The organism is Sphingobacterium sp. UBA1498, from assembly GCF_002325125.1.
Taxonomy (GTDB): Bacteria; Bacteroidota; Bacteroidia; order Sphingobacteriales; family Sphingobacteriaceae; genus Sphingobacterium.
Genome location: NZ_DCRG01000032.1, coordinates 382,887 through 406,307 on the forward strand (window position 1 = coordinate 382,887; position 23,421 = coordinate 406,307).

General features: G+C 39.7%; 17 protein-coding genes. 14 read left to right on the forward strand and 3 right to left on the reverse strand.

What is annotated here, in order from left to right:
* Nucleotide 1: 1 nt before the first annotated feature.
* The gene (locus B3139_RS18475) at nucleotides 2-715 is read right to left on the reverse strand and encodes a LytR/AlgR family response regulator transcription factor (protein WP_293885007.1); all 714 of its coding nucleotides are present in this window, start codon (nucleotides 713-715) and stop codon (nucleotides 2-4) included.
* Nucleotides 705-1,745, reverse strand: a complete 1,041-nt coding sequence (locus B3139_RS18480; RefSeq protein WP_293885008.1) for a sensor histidine kinase — start codon at nucleotides 1,743-1,745, stop codon at nucleotides 705-707. The genes B3139_RS18475 and B3139_RS18480 overlap by 11 nt, the downstream gene beginning before the upstream one ends.
* 400 nt (nucleotides 1,746-2,145) lie before the next feature.
* On the opposite strand from B3139_RS18480, the gene B3139_RS18485 reads away from it, so the two are divergent.
* Complete coding sequence (locus tag B3139_RS18485; RefSeq protein WP_293885009.1) at nucleotides 2,146-3,132, forward strand: Gfo/Idh/MocA family protein; 987 nt, start codon at nucleotides 2,146-2,148, stop codon at nucleotides 3,130-3,132.
* Nucleotides 3,133-3,386: 254 nt separating this feature from the next.
* A complete protein-coding gene (locus B3139_RS18490; protein ID WP_293885010.1) occupies nucleotides 3,387-4,670 on the forward strand; it encodes a Gfo/Idh/MocA family protein in 1,284 nt (427 codons plus the stop codon).
* A 179-nt stretch (nucleotides 4,671-4,849) separates the two neighbouring features.
* Here B3139_RS18490 and B3139_RS18495 read toward each other — a convergent pair whose 3' ends face one another.
* Nucleotides 4,850-5,695: a cold-shock protein gene (locus B3139_RS18495; RefSeq protein ID WP_293885011.1), complete on the reverse strand. Its 846-nt coding sequence runs from the start codon at nucleotides 5,693-5,695 to the stop codon at nucleotides 4,850-4,852.
* Between the two features lie 542 nt (nucleotides 5,696-6,237).
* Here B3139_RS18495 and B3139_RS18500 point away from each other — a divergent pair.
* The 12 genes from B3139_RS18500 to B3139_RS18555 all read left to right on the forward strand — a co-directional run bounded on the left by B3139_RS18500 (nucleotide 6,238) and on the right by B3139_RS18555 (nucleotide 23,308).
* Nucleotides 6,238-7,476, forward strand: a complete 1,239-nt coding sequence (locus B3139_RS18500; RefSeq protein WP_293885012.1) for a quaternary amine ABC transporter ATP-binding protein — start codon at nucleotides 6,238-6,240, stop codon at nucleotides 7,474-7,476.
* Nucleotides 7,477-7,481: 5 nt separating this feature from the next.
* Nucleotides 7,482-8,309, forward strand: a complete 828-nt coding sequence (locus tag B3139_RS18505) for an ABC transporter permease (RefSeq protein WP_293885013.1) — start codon at nucleotides 7,482-7,484, stop codon at nucleotides 8,307-8,309.
* A gap of 1 nt (nucleotide 8,310) precedes the next feature.
* Nucleotides 8,311-9,150: a glycine betaine ABC transporter substrate-binding protein gene (locus B3139_RS18510; RefSeq protein ID WP_293885014.1), complete on the forward strand. Its 840-nt coding sequence runs from the start codon at nucleotides 8,311-8,313 to the stop codon at nucleotides 9,148-9,150.
* Between the two features lie 151 nt (nucleotides 9,151-9,301).
* Nucleotides 9,302-12,523, forward strand: a complete 3,222-nt coding sequence (locus tag B3139_RS18515) for a SusC/RagA family TonB-linked outer membrane protein (protein ID WP_293885015.1) — start codon at nucleotides 9,302-9,304, stop codon at nucleotides 12,521-12,523.
* A gap of 12 nt (nucleotides 12,524-12,535) precedes the next feature.
* Nucleotides 12,536-14,029 carry a SusD/RagB family nutrient-binding outer membrane lipoprotein gene (locus B3139_RS18520; RefSeq protein WP_293885016.1) on the forward strand — a complete coding sequence of 498 codons (1,494 nt, stop codon included), beginning with the start codon at nucleotides 12,536-12,538 and terminating at the stop codon, nucleotides 14,027-14,029.
* The gene (locus B3139_RS18525) at nucleotides 14,029-16,491 is read left to right on the forward strand and encodes a phosphocholine-specific phospholipase C (protein WP_293885017.1); all 2,463 of its coding nucleotides are present in this window, start codon (nucleotides 14,029-14,031) and stop codon (nucleotides 16,489-16,491) included. Before B3139_RS18520 ends, B3139_RS18525 begins: the two co-directional genes overlap by 1 nt.
* 261 nt (nucleotides 16,492-16,752) lie before the next feature.
* Nucleotides 16,753-17,469 carry a response regulator transcription factor gene (locus B3139_RS18530; RefSeq protein WP_293885018.1) on the forward strand — a complete coding sequence of 239 codons (717 nt, stop codon included), beginning with the start codon at nucleotides 16,753-16,755 and terminating at the stop codon, nucleotides 17,467-17,469.
* Nucleotides 17,459-18,838, forward strand: a complete 1,380-nt coding sequence (locus B3139_RS18535; protein WP_293885019.1) for a HAMP domain-containing sensor histidine kinase — start codon at nucleotides 17,459-17,461, stop codon at nucleotides 18,836-18,838. The genes B3139_RS18530 and B3139_RS18535 overlap by 11 nt, the downstream gene beginning before the upstream one ends.
* 126 nt (nucleotides 18,839-18,964) lie before the next feature.
* Nucleotides 18,965-19,450, forward strand: a complete 486-nt coding sequence (locus B3139_RS18540) for a hypothetical protein (RefSeq protein ID WP_293885020.1) — start codon at nucleotides 18,965-18,967, stop codon at nucleotides 19,448-19,450.
* 67 nt (nucleotides 19,451-19,517) lie between these two features.
* A complete protein-coding gene (locus tag B3139_RS18545; protein WP_293885021.1) occupies nucleotides 19,518-20,519 on the forward strand; it encodes an ABC transporter transmembrane domain-containing protein in 1,002 nt (333 codons plus the stop codon).
* The gene (locus tag B3139_RS18550; protein ID WP_293885022.1) at nucleotides 20,509-21,870 is read left to right on the forward strand and encodes an HlyD family secretion protein; all 1,362 of its coding nucleotides are present in this window, start codon (nucleotides 20,509-20,511) and stop codon (nucleotides 21,868-21,870) included. The genes B3139_RS18545 and B3139_RS18550 overlap by 11 nt, the downstream gene beginning before the upstream one ends.
* Before the next feature lie 7 nt (nucleotides 21,871-21,877).
* Complete coding sequence (locus B3139_RS18555) at nucleotides 21,878-23,308, forward strand: TolC family protein (protein ID WP_293885023.1); 1,431 nt, start codon at nucleotides 21,878-21,880, stop codon at nucleotides 23,306-23,308.
* Nucleotides 23,309-23,421 lie beyond the last annotated feature (113 nt).

The window sequence follows — 23,421 nt, forward strand, 5'->3', positions numbered from 1 at the left end:
TTTAGAGCGATGAAATCCGGAGATATGATGTAAACTGTTCAATATTTTTGATGTATTTTTTACCAATAGGAAGAGCTGCTTCGGGTAAGATTAGTCTATTTTGGGAGATTTTCTCAATACGGTTTTTGTTGACGATAAAGGAATTATGTACGCGGAGAAAGTCTGTAGTAGGTAATATTTTTTCCATCCCGCGTAGGTTACTACGCGTAAGAAGTGGCGATTCTCGGTCTACCAGATAAATCTTTACATAGTCTTTCAAACCTTCAATGTAACTGATCTCATGGAGTGATATTCTTGTCTTTTTGTATTCTACATTGACCATAATGTGATCTTGTACAACAGGTTGTTTCGAACGGAGCAGCATGCTTTCTTCCGCTTTTTGGACTGCGGCGGCAAGTCGGGTCTTTGAAATCGGTTTAAGGAGATAATCTAGGGCATTTAGTTCGAAACCTTCGACTGCATATTGGTGGTAGGCAGTGGTAAAGATAACCAGCGGGCGAGGAGTGAGTTCCCGAATAAATTGCGTGCCCAATTGATCGGGCATTTCGATATCAAGAAAAATCAAGTCAATATGGTGATCTTTTAAATATTCTTTAGCTTCGGCCGTGGCATTAAATTTACCGGCGACCTCAATATGTTCGAAATTTAATAAGTCGTCTTCAAGAATATTGAGCGCGAAGGGTTCATCATCAATCAATATACATTTAATCTTCATCAGTCATCAGTTTGAGTGTTACTTCAAAATCTCCATCGTCGGTCTTTATAATCGTAAGATCATGACGATTGGGATATAGTAATTGCAATCTTCTATGTACATTCATCAGTCCTATACCTTCATTTGGACGTGTTTCTGTATGTTTTAAAATTCTATTGCGGGATGTGAAGACAATTCCACCTTCAATTTCCTTAAATTGAAATTGTATCTGGGGTGCAGTTTTACTGTCCACACCGTACTTGAAAGCATTTTCTACAAAATGTATGAACAGAAGAGGGGGGATGAGCCTGTTTTTGACGGTATCTTCAATAACTAGGCTTACATTTCCTTCAATCGGAAGACGAAGAGTTTGTAAATCAATGAAGTTGCGCATATGATCGATTTCTTTAAACAGCTCGACTTTGGGGCCATCTACTTCATAAAGAATATACCGAAGCATTTCAGATAGCTTAACAATAGTCCCTTCGGAATCGGGAGACTGTTTGCGGATAAGCCAACGGATATTATTGAGTGTATTGAACAGGAAATGCGGGCTGATCTGAAGTTTTAACATGGTTAGTTCTGCCGTCGTTTTTTCCAGTGCAATCTGTTTATTGAGTTCTTTTTGTCTAGCCTGTTCGTCATACAGAAAGATCATGGAAGAAGTAATCATACAGAGGGAATAAATAATACCCGGACCGATCACCAGGCGGACAAAAAGAATATTCTCCTTCATCAGATGAGCGAGTTCTCCATCTGGGTTAAAATAGACTATGGTATAATTCAGGGCTACATAAGTAGCGAATCCCAGTGCTATCAATAGCACAAAGATCTTTCTACGGCCGAAAAAATAGGTCGGAGCGACAATGTAACAATGTAAATAAAAATGGGTAGCCAGGAATACGATATTTACTAAATGCGATAATGCTGAATAGGGCTTGAAATCTGCAATCTTATCTGGTTGGTAAAGATAGATAATAAAGGGTAAGAGCAGTAATATTGTCCAGATGACAATATGTAAATAGAATTTTCTGAAAAATCTGCCGATCATGTGATGCCTAATTAATCCCTTTAGTTTTGGATAACCCCAAACTTAGATAAAATGCTTTTTATATGCAATATAAATGCTTTTCAAAGCAAAAAAAATTATTCAGCAAAGCCTATTGTACAAATTCATCTGATCTTGCTGCTAATCGATAGGATATTTAAGGCATTCGGTTGGACCATATGAAAGCGGAAAATAAGCTGAACCGTTGCAAATAGTTTTGTATTTTGCAGGTATAAATTTTAGCATGCGGCAATCAGTCCAAACCGATAGCAGAACATGAACTTGATATTTAATCTGTATAGCGGAAAACAGCAGTTGCCGCTTTGGATCTTGGTATCACATAATTGGTCTTAGATGAGGGAAGAAATGGGGGGGCGTTTTAGCAATAATTTGAAAATATCTTATGGAAAATCATAAAGTTGTTTGGGGCATCATCGGATGTGGTGATGTCACGGAAAAAAAAAGCGGGCCTGCGCTAAATCTTGTTGCTAATAGTCAGCTTATGGCTGTCATGCGAAGGGATGCGGCCAAAGCTGCTGACTATGCCGAGAGACACCACGTTCCTTTGTGGTATTCACAGGCCGAAGATTTACTTGATAATATCGATATCAATGCGATTTATATTGCGACACCGCCGTCGTCTCATCTTGCGTACGCACTGTCTGCTTTACGTAAAGGAAAACATGTTTATGTAGAAAAACCTGTCACGTTAAATGCGCAGGAAGCTGAATCTTTACTGGAGGAAGTAAAAGCCAGGGGCGGAAAGTTGGTTGTAGCACATTATCGAAGAGCATTGCCTCTTTTTTTGAAAGTTAAGGAACTTATTGACCAACGTGCAATCGGCGAGTTGAGAACGGTGCAACTACGTTTGTGGCAAAGCAGAACACCAGATTTGGTGACGAAGGATGCCGGCGATTGGCGTACTGATCCTGCCGTTTCCGGAGGAGGTTATTTTTTTGATTTAGCCCCTCATCAGCTAGACTTGATGCTCCATCTTTTTGGGATGCCTGTATCCTATGATGGTTTTAGTTTAATTCAGGATGATAAAAGTGCCGTTGCAGATCAAACGACAGGGACCATTTTGTTTGAAAACCGGCTTGTGTTTCAAGGAAGTTGGTGTTTCAATGTTGCCAAAGAAAATCAGATAGACAGGTGTGAAATTATTGGAAGCCTTGGTCGTATTACTTTTCCCATTTTTGGAAATACTGTTTCTGTTCATACTACGTTAGAAGAGAAGGAATTTACATTTGACCATCCTGAAAATATTCAATTGCCGATGATTTCGCGTACAGTAGAATATTTCACGGGTACCGGGCCAAATCCATCTCCGATTGAAGAAGCATTGGTTTTGATGAAGATTATTGATAATTTTTCGGCAATAAGATCATAATACATGGCGCTGTTGATACACCGGTGTCTGCTCGCTGCAGTATTTGTGTCAGTTACTATTAAGTTCGTCTTATGCACTGATATTCACCGAAGACTCTTCTGAGACATTCAAACGACTTTATCTCAGGTTGTTTGTTTGAATTAATATTCTTCATACTAAAGACTAAATGTTATATTAGTACTATAACTGGGGAGATGCCAAGCTAATCATCTTCTTCGTGTTGAACACAATATCAATATAAACCAAATTAAACAATGGAGAGAAAAGAATTTATCCGAAGCACGGGCCTATTGGCGGCATCAGCATTTTTTGCACAGTCTAAAGTATTCGGTTTTCAAGCCGATACAGTCCGTGTGGGGCTGATCGGTACCAACGGTATGGGCTGGTCAAATTTGAATGCGATCTTGCATATACCTGGGGTGGAGTGTACAGCATTATGTGATGTCGATGAAAATGTGTTGCGGAATCGAGTTGAGGAATTAAAGAAGCGCCAGATAAATGTGAAAGCTTACGTTGATTATAAAGATCTGCTGAAAGCAAAAGACGTTGATGTTGTTATTATCGCTACGCCAGATCATTGGCATTGCCTGCAAATGGTTGATGCTGTTGCAGCCGGAAAAGATGTATACGTCGAAAAACCAATCGGTAACTCCATTCACGAATGTGAAATTATGGTTGCAGCTGCTAAAAAGCATAAACGTGTTGTTCAGGTCGGGCAATGGCAACGAAGTCAGCAGCATTTCAAAGATGCTATGGATTTTGTCCACAGCGGAAAACTTGGAAAGATACGTCTTGTTAAGGCTTGGGCTTATCAGGGCTGGATGAAGAGTGTTCCAGTGCAGCCAGATGCTTCTGTTCCAGCCGGAGTGCATTATGATAAGTGGCTAGGACCAGCGCCAAAACGAACATTTAATCCCAATCGCTTTCATTTCAATTTTAGATGGTATTGGGACTACGCAGGTGGTCTGATGACCGATTGGGGAGTACATATGCTGGATTACGCTTTGATTGGCATGAAAGTGTCGGATCCGGTGTCTGTAATGGCTGCGGGGGGTAAATTTGCTTATCCAGAAGACGCTGCTGAAACACCAGATAGCTTAACTACGGTCTATGAGTTTGAGGGATTCAATGTTCAATGGGAGCAGGCAACAGGTATTGATTTGGGGCCTTACCAAAAGAATCACGGAGTAGCATTTATTGGTAATAACGGTACCCTGGTGGTAAATCGCGAGGGCTGGGAAGTTATTCCAGAAAAAGGGCGAATGGATGCTGTCTCTTTTCAACGTTCACAGGATAATGGATTGGACAAGCATATGGTAAATTTTGTCGAAGCCGTTAGAAATAAGTCAGCAGAAGGTTTAAATGCTCCGATAGAAGCCGGTGCGCATATAGCCATTTTCTCGCAGATGGGAAACATAGCGTATAGGTCTAAAAAGAAATTATTTTGGGATAAACAAAAGCGCAGTTTTAACGATAAAGATGCAGACCAATACTTGGCAAAAGTGTATCATAATGGCTATAATTTGCCCAAGGTATAAGACCTGCAAACAACCTTGGTCTATGTGATCTTAGCAGAATGAATTGCTAGCCATTCTTCCTTACGATAGCAGATAAAGACTGAGGATATGTACAAAAGTAAGGCAGACGACTGATCAGTCTGCACCATGGATAGCTGCAATGGTTTGAATATCGATTTTCAACACGTAATCCATTGCAGCTATTCTTGCAGAAGAGTATGAATTTTTTCAATAGACGCTTCGTTCTCCAAAAATTCAATATAAGGTAGCAAAGGTTCGAGATCGTTCTTGTCCATTGTTTCTACGTCGTCAAATAAAGCATTTACAAAATCAGCACAGAAGGATTTTCCAAAACTATAGGTGCTAATTCGGGTAAGATCCTCATAATTGATTTCTGTAGCATTCAAATTAAATACAAGTTCAGGAATTTCGTAGTCACCTTCCGACGGATAGCCAATATACTTAAACATGCTTTCCTTCCATACACGAAATAAAATCTGATGGGAGACATGTTTTCCGAAGTATTCGAATACCTTGGAAAGTAGATCGCATGCGGTTTCGCGCTCAAATATGCCCGTAATGCTTTTGTCAATCAATTCGGCATAGGGAATAAAAATTGTGCTCTCAAAATCAACATCAAAATTAGCGGTGAGCATTTTGGGGATAAGTTCTTTGGGCTGGATTCTTAAAAGTTGTCTTGCTGTTAAGGAGGTTAAATTGTGCTTTTGTTCTCGACCGTGGCTGTCGGGGAGGTGTACTGTATGTTCTTTGTTGAGGAGTGAGATGACGAATTTCCAATCTTCGGGCCTTTTGAGAATCCTGCAGTTATGAGCGAGATAGCCGCTCCTCTTGGGATCGGCCTTCTTATCACCGACAATAACTTCTCCAGGCTGAATAATATGTTCTGGAGGAATTTTAAACCTACGTATATGTACAAAGAGTTCTTCTCCGGCAGGTAATGCAATCGTACCAAATCCTTTGTTATTGTCGAACCATTTGACTGCGCCGATAAACATGGCTGGGGTTGAGTTTTGTTTCAATAGCATAAAGATAAGTAATAAATGCGTTTATTACGTATTGAAAATGAAAAATTGTTCTATATACCATGTTGTTCGATCCATCGTACACTTATCCAAACATTTGGTTAAAAGGTAAAAGTATTTACTAGCATTTTGCGTTATTTATAACATATTGTTTTTCAGTTTGTTGTGTTTCTTAAAGACCATTTAGTTTATTTTTTGTATCTTTGCAGCGTCGAAAGACAGAAAGGAATAAATTTATTCCGCTACGGCATTGTGCCAGTTGGTACATCCTAGGTTGTTCGTGATACTTGTTAGAGTATTTTTTGAAATGCGCTATTGTTGTGAGTTTCGTCTTTAAAAGATTAGTTTCTTTTTCATCATTGCTCTTACCGAACGGAGAGTAAAGTATGTTAGTTAATAAGTTGATTGGACTGTTATTCGTTGGATTTCAATCAAATGAACTCCACCGGAGTGTTATTTGATTTTAAAAAAATATAACGTAGGCGTATGGCCTTAGTGGATTACTTATGCCGTTGTGGTTTATTTGTATTTAAAAAAATTAATATATGGATAAAATTAGAAAGGTAAAGGTAAAAGTTGAAGACTTGGTGCTGGTTTTTGGAAAGCAGAAGAAAGAAGCTTTGAAGTTACTAAATGAAGGATGCTCCAAAAAGGAAATCTTGGCAAAGACAGGTTGTACAATTGGCATCAATAAAGCTAATTTCGAAATTTTTGAAGGCGAATTTTTTGTTATCATGGGACTTTCAGGAAGTGGAAAATCTACGTTGCTTCGTTGCCTTAATCGTTTAAATGAGCCAACTTCAGGCAAGGTATTTATCAATGGGGAGGATATCACGAGAAAAAATAATAAGGATCTTCTCGAAGTGAGAAGGACGGAGATGAGCATGGTCTTCCAGAAATTTGGTCTGTTGCCACATCACACCGTATTGAGCAATGCTGCTTTTGGTTTAGAATTAAGAGGGGAAGAGCGTGAAACACGGGAATCTAAAGCGCAGCAAGCACTTGATACCGTTGGACTGAACGGGTTTGAACAGCAGCTTCCCTCACAGTTATCTGGGGGAATGCAACAACGTGTTGGATTGGCTCGTGCACTTGCTAATGATCCCGAAGTATTGCTTATGGATGAGGCGTTTTCAGCGCTTGATCCGCTGATTAAAACGGAAATGCAAGATCAGTTGCTTGAGTTACAAGATAATTTACAAAAAACGATCATTTTTATTACCCATGATTTGGACGAGGCGATCAAATTAGGCGATCGTATTGCCATTATGAGAGATGGTGTAATCGAACAGATCGGTACAGCGGAAGATATCTTGACAAATCCAGCAAGTGATTATGTTAAAGCCTTTGTCGAAAAAGTCGATCGCAAATCCATTATTTCCGCTGGCTCTTTAATGTTTGAAAAACCGACTGTAGTACGTTTCAAAAAAGATGGCCCTGAGGGAGCTTTACGTAAAATGCGTAGCACAGGAATAGAAATTCTTCCTGTAGTAGATGCACATGAAACCTTTCTTGGTTTTGTGCATATAAGTGAAGTCATCCAATCGGCCAAGCGCAAGGAGCTTACCGTCGAATCGATTATTCATACAAATGTTCCAACAGTATCTAAAGAAGTAACTGTGGAAGAAATGTTGCCGCTCATATCTGAGATTAGGTCGCCTATTGCTGTTGTGAATAATGATAATCGTTTATTGGGTATAGTCACCCAAACGTCTTTAATCATTGAAGCAACAAAGTATAATGAAGAGGAAATAATAGAATTAAAAGAGAAAGCAAATAAGTAGTAAAAATGAATAAAGTAATTGATATAGGACAATATATAGCCGTAGCGGTCAATTGGCTAACAGCGCATTTAGAGCCATTTTTTAATCTGATAAAGAATACTGGGAATGCCTCAATTCTTGGATTAGAGTGGATATTAATCACAATTCCCTTTTTTATCATCATCGGTCTTTTTACGGCATTAGCCTGGTGGAAATCAGGAAAGGGGGTTGCATTGACCACAGTTCTAGGTTTAACATTGATTTATGTGATGGGGTTTTGGACGGCTACTATGGAGACCTTGGCATTAGTGTTAGTCGCTACGGCAACGGCATTAGTTATCTCGGTTCCGTTGGGCGTGTGGGCAGCAAAAAATAAATTAGCGGCAAGCATTATTCGCCCCTTACTGGATCTGATGCAGACAATGCCAGCCTTTGTCTACTTGATTCCGGCAGTGTTATTTTTTAGTATTGGTAAAGTACCAGGGGCCTTTGCGACTATTATATTTGCTATGCCTCCAGCTGTGCGTTTGACAACCTTGGGGATTGATGCTGTTCCGAAAGATATCGTGGAAGCTGCGCGTTCATTTGGAGCAACTAATAGTCAGATCTTATTTAAAGTAGAATTGCCTTTGGCTGCAAAAACGATATTAGCAGGAATTAATCAGACTATACTATTGTCTCTATCTATGGTTGTTATTGCCGGAATGATTGCTGCAGGGGGATTGGGTGAAAAAGTACTTGAGGGTATTAACAACTTGGATATTGGTCTTGGTTTTGAAAGCGGATTGTCTGTTGTGATTCTTGCTATTATTTTGGATCGTATTACTCAGGGTTTTGTAAAAAAGAAAGCATAGTATGATGAAAATAAAAAGTATGGTATTTTGTCTGTTCGTGTGTATGTTTACCGCATGCACGACAGGCAGAAATAAAAATATTATCCATATTGGGATGGTGGACGGCTGGGCCGAAGGGGTAGCAATGACACATATTGCAAAGGTAATTATGGAGGAAAAAGGGTATCGTGTCGTTATCCAACGGGCTACCCCTGATATGATATTAGCCTCCATGAATAATGGTGATACCGATCTATATATGGATGTCTGGCTGCCATTGACTCATGGTAGCAAAGTGGCTAAATTCCCAAATCTTAAAGCGCTTGGAACAAGTTATAACCATGCCCGAAATGGCCTCGTAGTACCAGATTATGTAACTATAGATAGGATTGAAGAGTTAAAAAAACATGAGAAAGAATTTGATAAACGCATCATTGGTATAGAAAAGGGCGCTGGCATCACGCGTGCAATAGACCAAGTAGTCACAGATTATGGACTCGATTATAAACATGTGAATTCTTCTACAGTCGCCATGATTACTGAATTACAAAACGCGATCAAAGCAAAGCGATGGATTGTGGTGGCTGGATGGCAACCGCATTGGATGTTTGCTAAAATGAAATTGAAGTTTTTGGAAGATCCCAAAAAGACATTGGGCGAAGCCGAGCAAATTAAGATTTTTGCCCGGAAAAACTTTAACGTTGAACAGCCCGAGTTGGCCGTCTTTTTCTCTAAAGTTAGTTTTGACGAATCAACAATGGCAGACTTGTTATCGAAGATGGAAGAAAGCAAGGATAAGGATCGTACCGCAAAGCAATGGATTGAGCAGCATAACAATCTTGTAGCGGGATGGTTAGAGTAAGTGTCCAAATGCATAAATTTAAATTTGGTTCTCAGAAAAATAAGGGATGTGGTGTTAATGTTAGGTTAAGGAATCTTTAAGGTTGTATTGTTAACATGCTACTGATCTTTTAGTAATATAGCTTTCATTTTTTTGGTGAAAATTTAAAATAATGAAACCTATATTACTACCTCAATTTAGGAAAACTGCTCAGGCATCCTTGGCTATCGCATTGCTAAATACAGCGCTTGTCGATAGTGCACGGGCAAACCCGGCGAGTGAAACTATTCAACTCGAAATTAACGACCAATCTACTATCAAGGGTATTGTTAAGGATCAGGACGGCAAACCCATTGATGGCGGCACGATTATCAATGAAAGCAGCAAGCAAAGCACGCGTACTGAGTTTAATGGCAAATTCAATCTGAAAGGTCGCGTTGGCGACCAAATCCGTGTTTCTTCATTAGGGTACAAAACAGCGTCTATCACTGCGACAGATGGGGATCTTGTGATAGTTTTGGAAAAAGATGATTCTAAGCTGGATGAGGTTGTTGTAACGGCAATTGGTATTAAGCAACAAAAGAAGCAAATTGGTTACGCTACCCAAGAAGTCAAATTAGACGTACTTAAAGAGTCCAAAACAATGAATATTGGTACAGCCCTAACAGGGCAAGTATCGGGTCTAATTGTTAATAATCCAACGGGAATTTTTCAGGCACCATCTTTTCAATTGCGTGGTAAAACCCCGCTGATTGTTGTAGATGGTATTCCTGTAGAATCAGATTTTTATGACATGTCCAGTCAAAATATTGAGAATATCAATGTACTGAAGGGAACGGCTGCTTCATCTTTATATGGACTACGTGGTAAAAACGGCGCTATCTTAATTACAACCAAAAGTGCAAAAAGTGATCGATTGGAGTTTTCGGTTGGAACCAGTAATATGTTCTCTGCAGGATTTACCGTTTTTCCTGAGTCACAGAAAGAGTTTGGTAGTGGATCTAATGGCAAATATGAATTTTGGGATGGTGCCGATGGGGGGATTTCAGATGGGGATATGACCTGGGGACCCAAATTGAACTCAGGAATAAAGGTTGCACAGTGGAACAGTCCGATTCGCGATAAGCAAACAGGTGAAGTGATTCCTTGGTGGGGTGATGTGAGTGGAACCAAGTATAACGATAAGTCACGTTACGAAAGAGTGCCGATTGATTGGATTGCACATAACAATTTAGAGGATTTCCTTGGCACCGGATTGATCACAGAAAACAATGCGACATTATCGTATCGATCTGAAAAGGTAAGCATATTTGGAACAGGAAAATATGCCTATCAAAAAGGTCAGGTACCCAATACAAAGCTTTCCACAGGTGGATTAAATTTAAATACCTCTTACCGTTTTACACCCGAAGTTCAATTAGATCTTAACTTATCCTATAATAAAGTAAAATCTCCAAATTATCCGAGGTATGGATATGGGCCTAAAAATCATATGTATACCATTTTGTTGTGGATGGGAAATGATGTAAATGGACAGGAATTAAAGGATCACCTCTACATTCCAGGACAGGAGGGTTACCGCCAGGCAAACTACAACTATGCTTGGTACAACAACCCTTACTTTGCGGCCAATGAGCTAAATCAGGTATACGATCAGGATATTTTGGCGGGGCAGACTGCTTTAACTTGGCGTATTTCACCCGAAATTACCATCAAAGGTCGTGCAGCAGCAAGACAAAAAAATCTATTCCAAGATATGCAAAGCCCCAAATCCTATATGAATTATGGGGATTCGCGTAATGGGGATTATAAAAACTGGGATAGTAAACAACTAAATTTTGATGCGGATGTTTTGGCAACCTATATTAAACAATTATCTGATAATTTTGGTGTAACTGTTAATGCCGGATCGTCTACTTTCAAAAGGGATTATCGCGAACTTTATCAAACTACGGATGGTTTGGTTGTACCATTTGTCTATAATTTGGGCAATACCCAAGGCCCAGTTAAGGCAACAAATACAACGACTGAGAAAATAATTCGAAGCGCTTATGCTTCGGTAAATTTAAATGTATTTAAGTCTACCTATCTGAATTTTTCTGGAAGAAACGACTGGTCATCAACTTTATCTAAAGCTAATCAGTCATTCTTTTACCCATCGGTTTCACTGAGCAGTGTTGTTTCAGATTATTTCAAACTGCCAGCGCAAATTGACTTTATCAAATTGTACAGTTCCTGGGCATCGGTATCTTCAGATCTGGATCCCTATAGCATTACCGCGACTTATAAGAAAGATGTTACTTATGGTTCAACACCTTCTGTGACTTATCCAGCAGGTATTATTAATCCCAATATCCTTCCTCAGCAGTCCATTTCTTTAGAAGTTGGTGCTGCTATGGCTTTTTTTAGAAATAGGCTTTCGGCTGATGTGACGTACTATAATGTTGTTGATAAAAATCAGATTATCGATTTGAGTATTTCTCAAGCTTCCGCTTTTACTTCACGTAAAGTAAATGGAAATAAATACCGCACAAAAGGATTGGAGGTCTCCTTAACAGGAAATATAATTAAAAATGACCAATTTTCGTGGACATCTACCATTAACTGGTCTCGGGCAATTCAGCGTTTGGAAGAGATCTACAATAATCAGGGGAAATACGGCAATCTTAAAAAAGGCGATCGTGCAGACAGCTATTATAGCACTGTTTGGGAAAAGTCGGCTGATGGTAAGGTGATCTTAAATCCAAATACGGGTATGCCGACTAAAAACCCATTTCCACAGTATCTAGGTTACTTTCAGCCGGACTGGCAATTTGGTTTTGCAAATCAGTTTAAGTTTAAGGGATTCCAGGTAAATCTTGATTTCGATGGATCTATTGGTGGTGTAATGAATTCGACTACCATAGAAAAAATGTGGTGGGGTGGAAAGCATCCTTCTTCGGTATTATATCGTCAAGAACAATATGATGCTGGAAAACCAGTTTTTGTGCCAGATGGGGTGATCGTAACAGGAGGTGAGCTTACCCGCGACGTGAACGGTAATATTACTTCAGATACCCGAACGTATACTAGTAATACAAAAGCTGTTGATTGGCAGGCTTGGAGTCAAAATTATCCTTACCAGGCCAGAGTTACAGAGTCTGAAAGTAAACTGTTTGCCAATGTATTTGATCGATCATTTGTAAAACTACGTAGACTGTCGGTAGGTTATGATGTCAATAAGGTGTTTAAATTAAAACAGCTTACGGCCTTAAATGCATCACTATTTGGCTATAATTTAGCCATGTGGAAGAAAGTGCCTTATATCGATCCTGATTTTGGCGTTGGAAATGATGGTAATCTTCAGGATCCTTCCACACGATATATCGGTTTTTCTCTAGATTTTAAGTTTTAACAAAATAGTACGATGAAATTATTTAATAAACATATATTTCTTGGATTATTTTCTCTTTCAATCATGACTTCTTGTCAGAAATTGACTGAAGTAAATGTTAATCCAAATGAAGCGACAACAACCCACCCGCAAGCTTTATTGACGAAGGTAGAATGGGATGCTTTTCGGACCTGGCACGGTACCTCACCACTATATGCCTTGAAAATGATTGTGCAAACGGATGGTGAAAATGCGAATCAAATTTATAATTGGCAACGAGGAAGCTTTGAGCAATATGGTAATCTTCGCAATATTACCAAGATGACTGAAGAAGCTGAACGTATTGGCGCTGAAAGTTATTTGGCCTTAGCAAAATTTTTCCGTGCGTATTATTTTTATAATCTTACCTTAACGTTTGGTGATGTCCCTTATTCAGAAGCAGCAAAGGGTGAAAATTCTGCAATTTTTGCACCGAAATACGATACACAGAAAGACGTTTTGGTGGGGGTATTGAAGGAACTTGAGGAAGCAAGTATTATTCTGAAGAAGAACAATAACACCATAAATGGGGATATTATTTATGGTGGAAATAGTGGTAATTGGAACAAGTTAGTCAATTCATTTCGCCTAAAAGTATTATTTACGCTTTCGAAGAAATCGACTGATCTCCCATTTAATGCAGCAACAGAATTTTCAAAAATATTTACCAATGAGTCTAGAATCACTGATGTTAGTGGTGCTGAAGATGGGCAACTCGTCTTTTTGAATCAAGAGGGTAATCGTTATCCGGAGTTTAACTCTAGCGGTTATGGATCGGGAATGTATATGGATTCAACATTTATCCAACGATTGCAGGACCTGAAAGATCCGCGGTTATTTGTCGTCGCTACACAAACAAGACTGGGTAAAGAAGCGGGTAAAGCGATTAATGACTTTACGGCTTATGAAGGCGGTGATCCGATTGTTCCTTATGCACAGGTGAATGCAAAAGCTGTATTAGGTAAATTATCGAAAGTCCACGAGCGATTTTATCAAGATCCTACAGCTGAGCCATTGGTCTTATTGGGCTGTTCGGAGATGCAGTTTATTTTGGCTGAAGCCATTTTGAAAGGTTGGATAACGGGCGATCTCAATGCAACGTATACCAAAGGAGTACAGGCATCGTTCAAATTTTATGAAAAGTATGCGAAAAATTTAGGAACTTATACAAATGAAGCACAAGCGGCCAAATATCTTGCACAAAATTCGGTAAGTCTTGACGGAGCTAGCTCCAATGAGCAAAAGCTAGAACGTATCTTGATGCAGAAATACCTACGCTCATTTCATCAGGGGGGATACTCGGCTTATTTTGATCATTTGCGCACAGGATATCCGAGTTTCCGTAAATCTGCGAATGTGAAAACAGCCTATCGCTGGATGTATCCTCAAGATGAGTACAATAATAATACTGCGAATGTATCTGAAGCGATCAAATCACAATTTGGCGGAAATGACAATATTAATTTACAGGCTTGGTGGTTAAAATAATGGATTCAAGGAGGGTATTTTTAAAAAAAGCAGCCATGCTGGCTGGGAGTACAGTCGCTATAAACTGGCTGCCTGAATCAATACAAAAAGCCTTGGCGATTGAAGCTCCAAAAGGATCAACTTTTTTGGATGCCGAGCATGTTGTATTTTTGATGCAGGAAAATAGATCGTTTGACCATTGTTTTGGGACGTTGAAGGGCGTACGCGGCTTTAACGATCCCCGCGCAATGAAATTATCGAATGGTTTACCTGTATGGATACAAGGAAATAAGGAAGGTGCATATTTTGCACCTTTCCATTTAGATATCGTCAATAGTAAATCGACTTGGATGGGGTCGCTTCCGCATGGCTGGCGTGATATGGTTGCGGCTCGTCATGACGGGAAAATGGATAATTGGTTGGAAGCAAAGAGCTCTGGTAATTCAGAATATAAGGCCATGCCTTTAACAATGGGCTATTATAACCGTGCAGATATTCCTTTTTATTATGCTTTTGCAGATGCATTTACGGTTTGTGACCAGCATTTTTGTTCGTCACTGACGGGAACGAGCGCTAATCGATCGTATTTTTGGACTGGTACAGTGCGCGAAGAACCCCGTAATCCCGAATCTGTTGCGCATGTAGACAATGGTCAGATCAACTACAAGGATGTCAAATGGAAAACCTATCCTGAACGACTGCAAAAAGCAGGGGTCTCGTGGAAAGTTTATCAAAATGAACTAAGTTTACCAGTAGGCTTTAAAGGAGAAGAGGAAGATTGGTTGGCTAATTTTACAGATAACAACCTGGAGTTTCATCAACAATATGGTGTAAGATATCATTTGGCACATTATCAGTGGATGAAAGAACGGGTAAAAGAGCTGCATAAATTTTTGGAAACAAATCCAAAAGAAGAATTGCTGCACAAAGCCAAAGCGGAATTGGAAGATTTGAAAAGAGATGTCATTCATTATACCCCTGAGAATTTTGAAAAGCTATCCCAGTTCGAAAAAGATATCCATCGCAATGCATTTGTGACTAATCTAGCTGATCCCAATTTTCACAAACTTGATAAATTAAGTTATAAAGAAGGTGGAAAGCGGCAGGAAGTTGAGGTGCCGGCCGGAGATGTTTTTTATCAGTTTAGAAAAGATGTTGAAGATCGCCAATTACCTACAGTGTCATGGTTAGTGGCTCCCTGTCGGTTCTCGGATCATCCGGGCTCGCCTTGGTACGGGGCATGGTACGTATCCGAAGTCCTCGATATATTGACCAAAGAACCTGAGGTTTGGAAAAAGACGATTTTCATCTTAACTTATGACGAAAATGATGGATATTTTGACCATATAGCTCCCTTTGTTCCACCATTGAGCTCGGATAGCGATCAGGGCGCTGTGTCGGAAATCGATACTTCGGATGAATATGTTACGCTAGAACAAGAGCGAAAAAGGAAAAATAGTAAGAATGTAAGTTTTGAAAGTCCTATTGGTTTGGGCTATCGTGTACCCATGGTGATAGCCTCTCCGTGGTCGAAGGGGGGCTGGGTCAATTCCGAAGTTTTTGATCACACTTCTTGCCTGCAGTTTTTAGAATTTTTTTTAGAAAAGAAAACGGGTAAGGTGGTACAGGAAGAAAACATCAGCCAGTGGCGAAGAATGGTCTGTGGCGACTTAACAACTTCTTTTCGACCTATAGATGAAATTTCCAAAACAAGGCTTAATCCAGTGGATCGAGATGGGTATGTTGAACGTATATTCTCCGCCAGAAATAAAAAGCTTCCAACAGATTTTGTGAAAATAGACAGCCAAAAACTGGAGGAAATCAAATTGACAGGTCAGTATCAAGCTGCGATGCAGATGCAAGAGGAGGGTTGGAAGGATGCCTGTGCTTTACCATATGAATTGCAGTTAAAAGTACGGCAAACATCAACTATATTTTCCATCGCTTCAACTTTGGAAAGAAGACTCAATACGGCTAAAGCGGGAGCGGGTTTGCCTTATCAGGTTATTTCCTATGTGGCTTACGATGGACATCCAGTGGGTAAAGTTTGGAATTTTACGGTACGGGAAGGGGATCAATTAGCGTATGAATGGGAACTCGATAAAATTGTGGGCGAGTACATATCATTTGCTTTGCATGGTCCCAACGGTTTTTACCGTGCGATTGAAGCCGCAAAGTCATATATTCCTGCAATTGATGTGTATACGAAAGTTGTCGCTGGAAAACCTATTCTTTGTGTACAATTAGTGTCGCCAAATTTGGATTTAATTCTGAAGGACTGTTCCTATGATCTTTTCCAAACTAAAGCCATGCGCAAGGATGATCCTGCTTTGGTTGAAATCGATTGCAGCAAGAGTGAAGGTTGGTATGATATTGAAATTACATGTTCAAATGATCAAGCGATAAGATTCCGCTATGCTGGACATATCGAGACTGGCAAGTCGAGTAAGACAGACCCGCTTATGGGCAAAGTAAAGTTGTAGCTATCAGTGCTAATCAGAGAAACTTATGCTTGGCAGAAAAGTTCGAGGGGATGATGTTTAACCTCATGTTTTAACTTGAAGCATTAAACGAAAGCGCTGTTTCACGATCGATGAACACAGCGCTTTTGCTTTTGCAAAATAGAGCAAGTTTCTTTTTGTGTGCATTCGGGCAAAAAATGGGATTTGTGTCTCTTAAGTCAAAACGTTATTTTTATGGTTTGGATGGGAGTTCATTAAACAGAGCTAAACGTAATGACGAATATGGAGAAGCAAAAAATTATTTTGGTTGAGGACGAGCAGGACGTCGCTGATTTGATTGTACAAGGCTTAGGCGAGGATGGTTATCGGGTCATTCATTTGGGTCGGTCGGACGGATTGGAGCAGCTTTTGGCGAAGCAAGATGTTTCACTTGTGCTGTTGGACATCCTCTTGCCAGGAACTAATGGACTGGATATCTGTAAACAAATCAGGCAATGGGGGTATACGGATCTTCCAGTAATGATGCTCACAGCCTTGGGAACACCCGAAAATGTGGTTTTAGGGCTTGATAATGGAGCTGATGATTATCTTTCAAAGCCATTTAAACTTATTGAGCTTAAAGCACGCATTCGATCATTGATTCGCCGGCAAAAGTCTATTGTCCAGGCCACACAGCGTGAGCTTCAACCATCAAAAGACACCTATAGTTATGGTTTTTTAAGTATCGATGATTATAAAAAAACAGCCTATTGCGACGGCCAGGAACTTAATTTAACAAGTACCGAATATCGTTTGCTCTTATTGTTTATTCAAAGTCCGAAAAAGGTATTTGAGCGAACCGAGCTTTTAGACAAAATATGGGGAATTAATTTTGATATTGGATCAAATGTTGTCGATGTTTATGTGAATTATCTGAGAAAAAAGATTGAAAAAGTAACGAGAAAGAAGGCGATCCATACGGTTATTGGTATGGGATATGTACTAAAAATTGAAGATTGAATATTCCGAAATGCACAACTATAACCGAAAGCTTATCTATCTCATTGCAATTCTAGTCATATACGTGAGTTGTTTTGTTGGCTTTATCTTTTATTCCGTTACGAATTTTGCTTTTACTGATTTTTATAAGCGACTGGATCTTCGGCGAAATATTGCCGCTGAAAAGTTCCTGAATAGTAAATCTGCTTCCCAATCGGATCAATGGAGCCTTGATTTTATTGAGAATCTCAATAATCAGCATGAATTTTTAGTGGAATTTGATGGCAAGGATTCTATTTTAAGAAGCCAGGGATTCCACAATGAACTTTGGGATAAAATTAGTAAAGAGGGAACGTCAAATTTCAAGTCGGGCAAGCAATTTTATTCAACCAAATATTTCTCGCAAAACGGGCGTCACTATATCGTTGGGGCATCTGCGGAAAATTATTTTTATACCCATCATCTGGCTTATCTCCGGAACTTGCTTATTATAAGCCTGATTTTGGGTATTCTGTTTATTTTCGTCGTTTCGGTTTTCATGAAACGCTCATTCTTAAAGCCAATATTGACCATGATGAAGGAGGTGCAGGCGATTGGTTCCGAAAATCTCTATAAGCGATTGGATGAAGAAAAGTATAAAGGTGAACTTCATGGTCTTGCACAGACATTCAACCGGATGTTGACGCGGTTAGAGACCTCTTTTGAAACTCAAAAAAACTTTATTAGCAATGCATCCCATGAACTGAACACGCCATTAACTTCCATTATCGGGCAGGCAGATCTTGCCTTATCTAAAGAACGTAGCAATGAGGAGTACCAACGCACATTATCCAAAATCATTGAATCTGCAGAGCATCTGGAGAAAAAAACTAAAGCACTCTTATTGCTGGCGCGTACAGGTTTTGTGAACAACGCGACAGCGTTCAATCCGGTTCGTATTGATCAGATCGTAATGGATGCCGAGCTGACAGTGAAGGCTATCAATGATAAATTTAAGATTATAACAGATTTTAGCCTATTGCCGGATGATAGCATGCGACTTAAGGTGAATGGAAATGAAATTTTGCTGCAGCTTGCACTGTCTAATATTATCAGTAATGCCTGTAAATATTCATCCGATAGAACCGCTTACATCGCATTGGGTGCATTGGACAACAAAGTTTTTATTCTTATAAAAGACAAGGGTATAGGAATACCATCCCGAGAATTAGATCATATTTACGACCCCTATTTTAGAGCTTCGAATACGAGTGGTATCGATGGCTATGGAATTGGCTTACCTTTGGCAAGAAATATCATTAAGCTGCATGGCGGTTCGTTGAAAGTCAACTCTATTGTAGGGGAAGGGACAACTGTTGAAGTGGAATTACCGACTTATCTGCGATTTTAATCCAGTTTTAATTTCAGTGCATTTTCTAATCCAATTTTAATACTGTTGTTAACTTTCTAATGAAAAGCTAATTTTAGATTCATACCATTGCCATAACTGCGTTTTAACTTTGCTTAAAAAAATAGCATGGCTAAAACAACGCGCATATTAATTCCCAGCGATTTTACGGTTGATTCGCTTGAGTTTGTCCGGCAGAGTATAGAAGAATCGGTGGCCGAGCAAATTGATATCATCCTGGTATACGGTAATAAAAGCAGTAGTTCAGCAAGTGAATTGCTCGGTATTGGATTGGATGATCAGCTCGATATGCTCCAATCTGAATCTTTCTTAAATGCTTGTCGTGTGCTGTATCAGCTTTATCAAGACCGCCATCTCAATATCTTTGCCGATATTTTATGTACAGACAATAAAAATTATCTCCGACATTACCTCCGTGGGCAAGCTGTTGACGAAATTAGAATTCCATGCAATTATAACTATAAAAAGAAGACACGTCATTTTTTTAATGTTGCTGAAGCGCTTGGAAATCTCGGGGGCCAAATTCGTTCGACCATACTTTTTAGCGATAAGGGAGATCCCTCTCATCATAAAATGGCACTGACGAATGGATAATCAGCAGAAATTGTCCAACTGTCTTTGGATTAAATCATAATTTTCAAATTATCTATTTTTTATTTTTATGGCGAAATTACATGGCGGACCATCCCCTTTGCAGCGTTTGGTTAGCCTCCTACATCCCGAACGTAAAACAATCAATTTTATATTTATTTATGCTATCGTCATTGGTATGTTTAGTCTGACAATTCCAATAGGGATTACAGCGATATTTAATTTTTTAAGCAACGGAGCCATGTATAGCTCTACTTATATTTTAATTGCTTTTGTGCTGTTTGGCGTGGTCATGGCCGGCACGTTACTGATCGGACAACTCACGCTGGTTGAATATTTAGAACAGAAGATCTTTCTAAAATCAGCAATGGAATTTTCGTATCGCCTTCCGCGAATTGATCCCAAGGAATTGTTAGGGGAAAATCTTGTGGAATTGGTGAATCGATTTTTTGATGTGATCATTATTCAAAAAGGGATTATTAAACTTTTGATCGATATCATTGCTGCAGTTGTAACCATCTTCTTTAGCGTGGTGTTATTGTCCTTTTACCATCCTGTGTTTTTGGCTTTTGGGCTGGTCGTGATCTGTGTTGTTATCATTATATTGGCGCTATACTATAAAAGGGGATTACGGACGAGCATAGAAGAGTCCGAATACAAATATAAGACGGTGGCCTATCTAGAATCTGTTGCGGAGAATATAGCGCTTTATCGCGGGGACAAAGAAAAAATGCAGGCAGTGACAGACAATACAGATCATATTGTCGGTAAATATTTAGGAGCTCGCAATGATCATTTTAAGGTCTTAAAAAGGTTTTTCATAGGCTCTGTCATGCTTCGTACCCTACTGTTTGGGGCGATGCTTTTACTGGGATCTTATTATGTTGTTGAGCGACAAATGACTTTTGGGCAATTTGTGGCTGCCGAAGTCATTATCGTTCAAATCGGTTATGCGATCGAGAAACTGATGACCAATCTAAATACAATTTTTGATATGCTGACAGGAGTAGTCAAGTTAGCGGCGATAACAGATCTTGCGTTGGAGGAGGACGCTGCTAATTATGTGGATTAACAAGGATGAGACGAGTCAAAAGACAGTCTCGTGGAGAGATCTCTCTCAGGATGCAGTATCTAAACTATTAAAAGAACGGGGATCACTTGTTTTGGGACGCCTTTTGGTATGCTCTGCGGTTATCTTTGCGCTTGCATTATTCCTGCCTTGGAGGCAGACAATTGCTGGAATAGGTACGGTAACTGCGCTGCGGCCAGAAGATAGACCACAGACGATACAAAATCAAATTGGCGGTCGTATCGAGTATTGGGCGGTTACAGAGGGACAGGAAGTAAAGAAAGGTGACACAATTTTAGTGCTTTCGGAAACTGCCCAATCTTATTTTGATCCAATGCTACCCTTGCGCTTGAAAGAACAATTGCATGCTAAACAAAGCGGCGAGGATGCCGCAGATCAAAAGATGAAAGCTACAGAAGCGCAGATTCTGGCTTTACGCAACGGTTTGGAATTTCAGCTCGAGTCTGCTAAAAATAAGGTGATACAGTCTCAAAATCTAGTGAAAATTGATAGTGCTGAACTCGTTGCGGTTATGAGCTTTTTCGAGACCAGTGAAAAGCGGCTTAAGCGCTACGAAGAGGGGTATCGAGATGGGCTGTTTTCTTTGACAGATATTGAAACAAGACGTCTGAATCTACAAAATGACCGAGCTAAAGTTGTTAGTGCCGAAAATAAGCTTTCAAATTCAAGGCAATCTTTAACCAATGCCCGAATAGAATTAAATAACATTCGTGCAAAATATAACGAGTCTTTGGCGAAAGCACAATCTGATTTAAGTTCGGCTTTTTCCTCCAAAGCTTCTGTGCAAGGTGATATCGCTAAGCTTAGAAATGAGATTTCCAATATCGATGTGAGAAGAGGACTGTATATTGTTAGAGCTCCACAGGACGGATTTATTGTCAAGACTTTCAAAGCTGGAATAGGTGAAAATATGAAGGAGGGAGAGTCTGTGGCGACATTGCAGCCAAAAACCCCCTTGCTTGCCGTTGAACTTTATGTAAATGCGATGGATGTGCCATTGATAGCACCGGAAAGCGATGTACGGCTACAATTTGATGGGTGGCCATCGATTCAGTTTTCCGGATGGCCTTCGGTGGCAGTTGGTACTTTTGCAGGAAAAGTGTCGGTTATCGATAAAGTGAGCAGTACGAATGGTCAATTTAGGATCTTGGTGCGCGCAACAGCGCCGGTGCCTGAAGGGGATGAACCTTGGCCGGTCCAGTTAAATCAAGGGTCAGGAGCATTCGGAAGAGTTATTTTAAATAAAGTCCCTTTATGGTACGAGATATGGCGACAGTTAAATGGATTTCCGCCGAGTTTGGAGCGTGAACCTAAGGATAGTGGAAAAAAGTGATTATACTATGTGCAAATTGAATCTCATTTTTATTGTATTGTATGTTTTTCTATGCCATTTGCTTCCCGCGCAGGAAAAGGTGAATACGGCAAGAAAAACGTTCACTTTGGATGATATGGAAGCACTTTTGATGGCTAACCATCCGATTGTTAAACAAGTCAATCTATTGAGTGAGACTGCTAAAGCGCATGTGATGCAAGCATTAGGTAAGTTTGATCCAACTATCAATGCAAGTTTTAAAAATAAATACTTCGGCAGTAAGGAATACTATAACGAGTGGAATAGTGAGCTGAAAATTCCACTTTGGTTGGCTGGAGCCGACCTTAAAATTGCTTACGACAGAAATGTCGGTGACTATACCAACCCTCAATCTAGGACGAACAACGCTGGCCTGTCTGCCGTGGGCTTAAGTATACCACTGGGACAAGGATTGATTATTGATAGCAGAAGGAATACGTTACAGCAGGCAAAAGCAATGATACGCTATTTAGAAGGCGAAAAGATAAAGCAAATCAACAGCATTTGGTTTCAGGCAGTTTCAGACTACTGGAATTGGTATTTTGCCTATCAGCAGTATCAATTTTTACTGGAAGGTGTAAAATTAGCAGATCAACGCTTTAAGGCTATCAGCGAACAAACTGCCTTGGGTGATAAACCTGTGATTGACTCGATTGAGGCCTCTGTTGTGGTCAAAGAAAGGTGGATAGAGCTTTCCAAGTATGAAGCCGAGTTAAAAAATGCCCGAATTTTGTTGTCCAATCACCTTTGGAATGATCAGCAATTTCCAGTGGAACTTCCAGACTATGCAGTTCCTCATAAGGCAGCTGGCGAAATTCTCTTACCGGACAATAAAGTGATCCATGCACTTCTTGATTCAGCTAAAATTGCCCATCCTGAATTGATCAAATTGGCGAGTAAAAATCAACAGCTCGAATTTGAGGAACGCTACCGTAAGGAAATGCTGAAACCAAAACTTACGGTTTCAGGCACATTGATATCGAACCGCCGCAGTTTCAATGATTTTATACCACCACAGTATGATTTCAACTGGCAGAATTATAAACTGGGGTTTGAATTTGCATTTCCCCTATTTATTCGAAGTGAAAGGGGGAAATTAAAAGAAGTGAGAATTAAGTTAGATCAATTACACTACGAACAGGTGGTTACCGAGCGCAACATTTACAATGATGTTATTAGAAAATACAACGAATTAACAGCTTATAGTACGCAATTCGAACTTCATGCTTTAAATGTAAGTAACCAGGAACGTTTACTTAAGGGAGAGTTAAACAAGTTTGAACTAGGTGAATCAACCTTGTTTGTGGTTAATAGCAGAGAAAGCAAACTGATCGAAATGCGCATAAAGCAAGAGAAGCTTTTTACGGATTTTCGGAAGGCACTAGCAGAGTTATACTACAAGGCCGGAACCAAATTTTAATCTGATTTTAATCTAGGTATTCTTTTTAATCTCATTTTAATATCCGTTCGAACATTCTAATAGAAAGTTAATTCCAGATTCATTCGATTGCCATGGTGGCCTATTAATTTTGT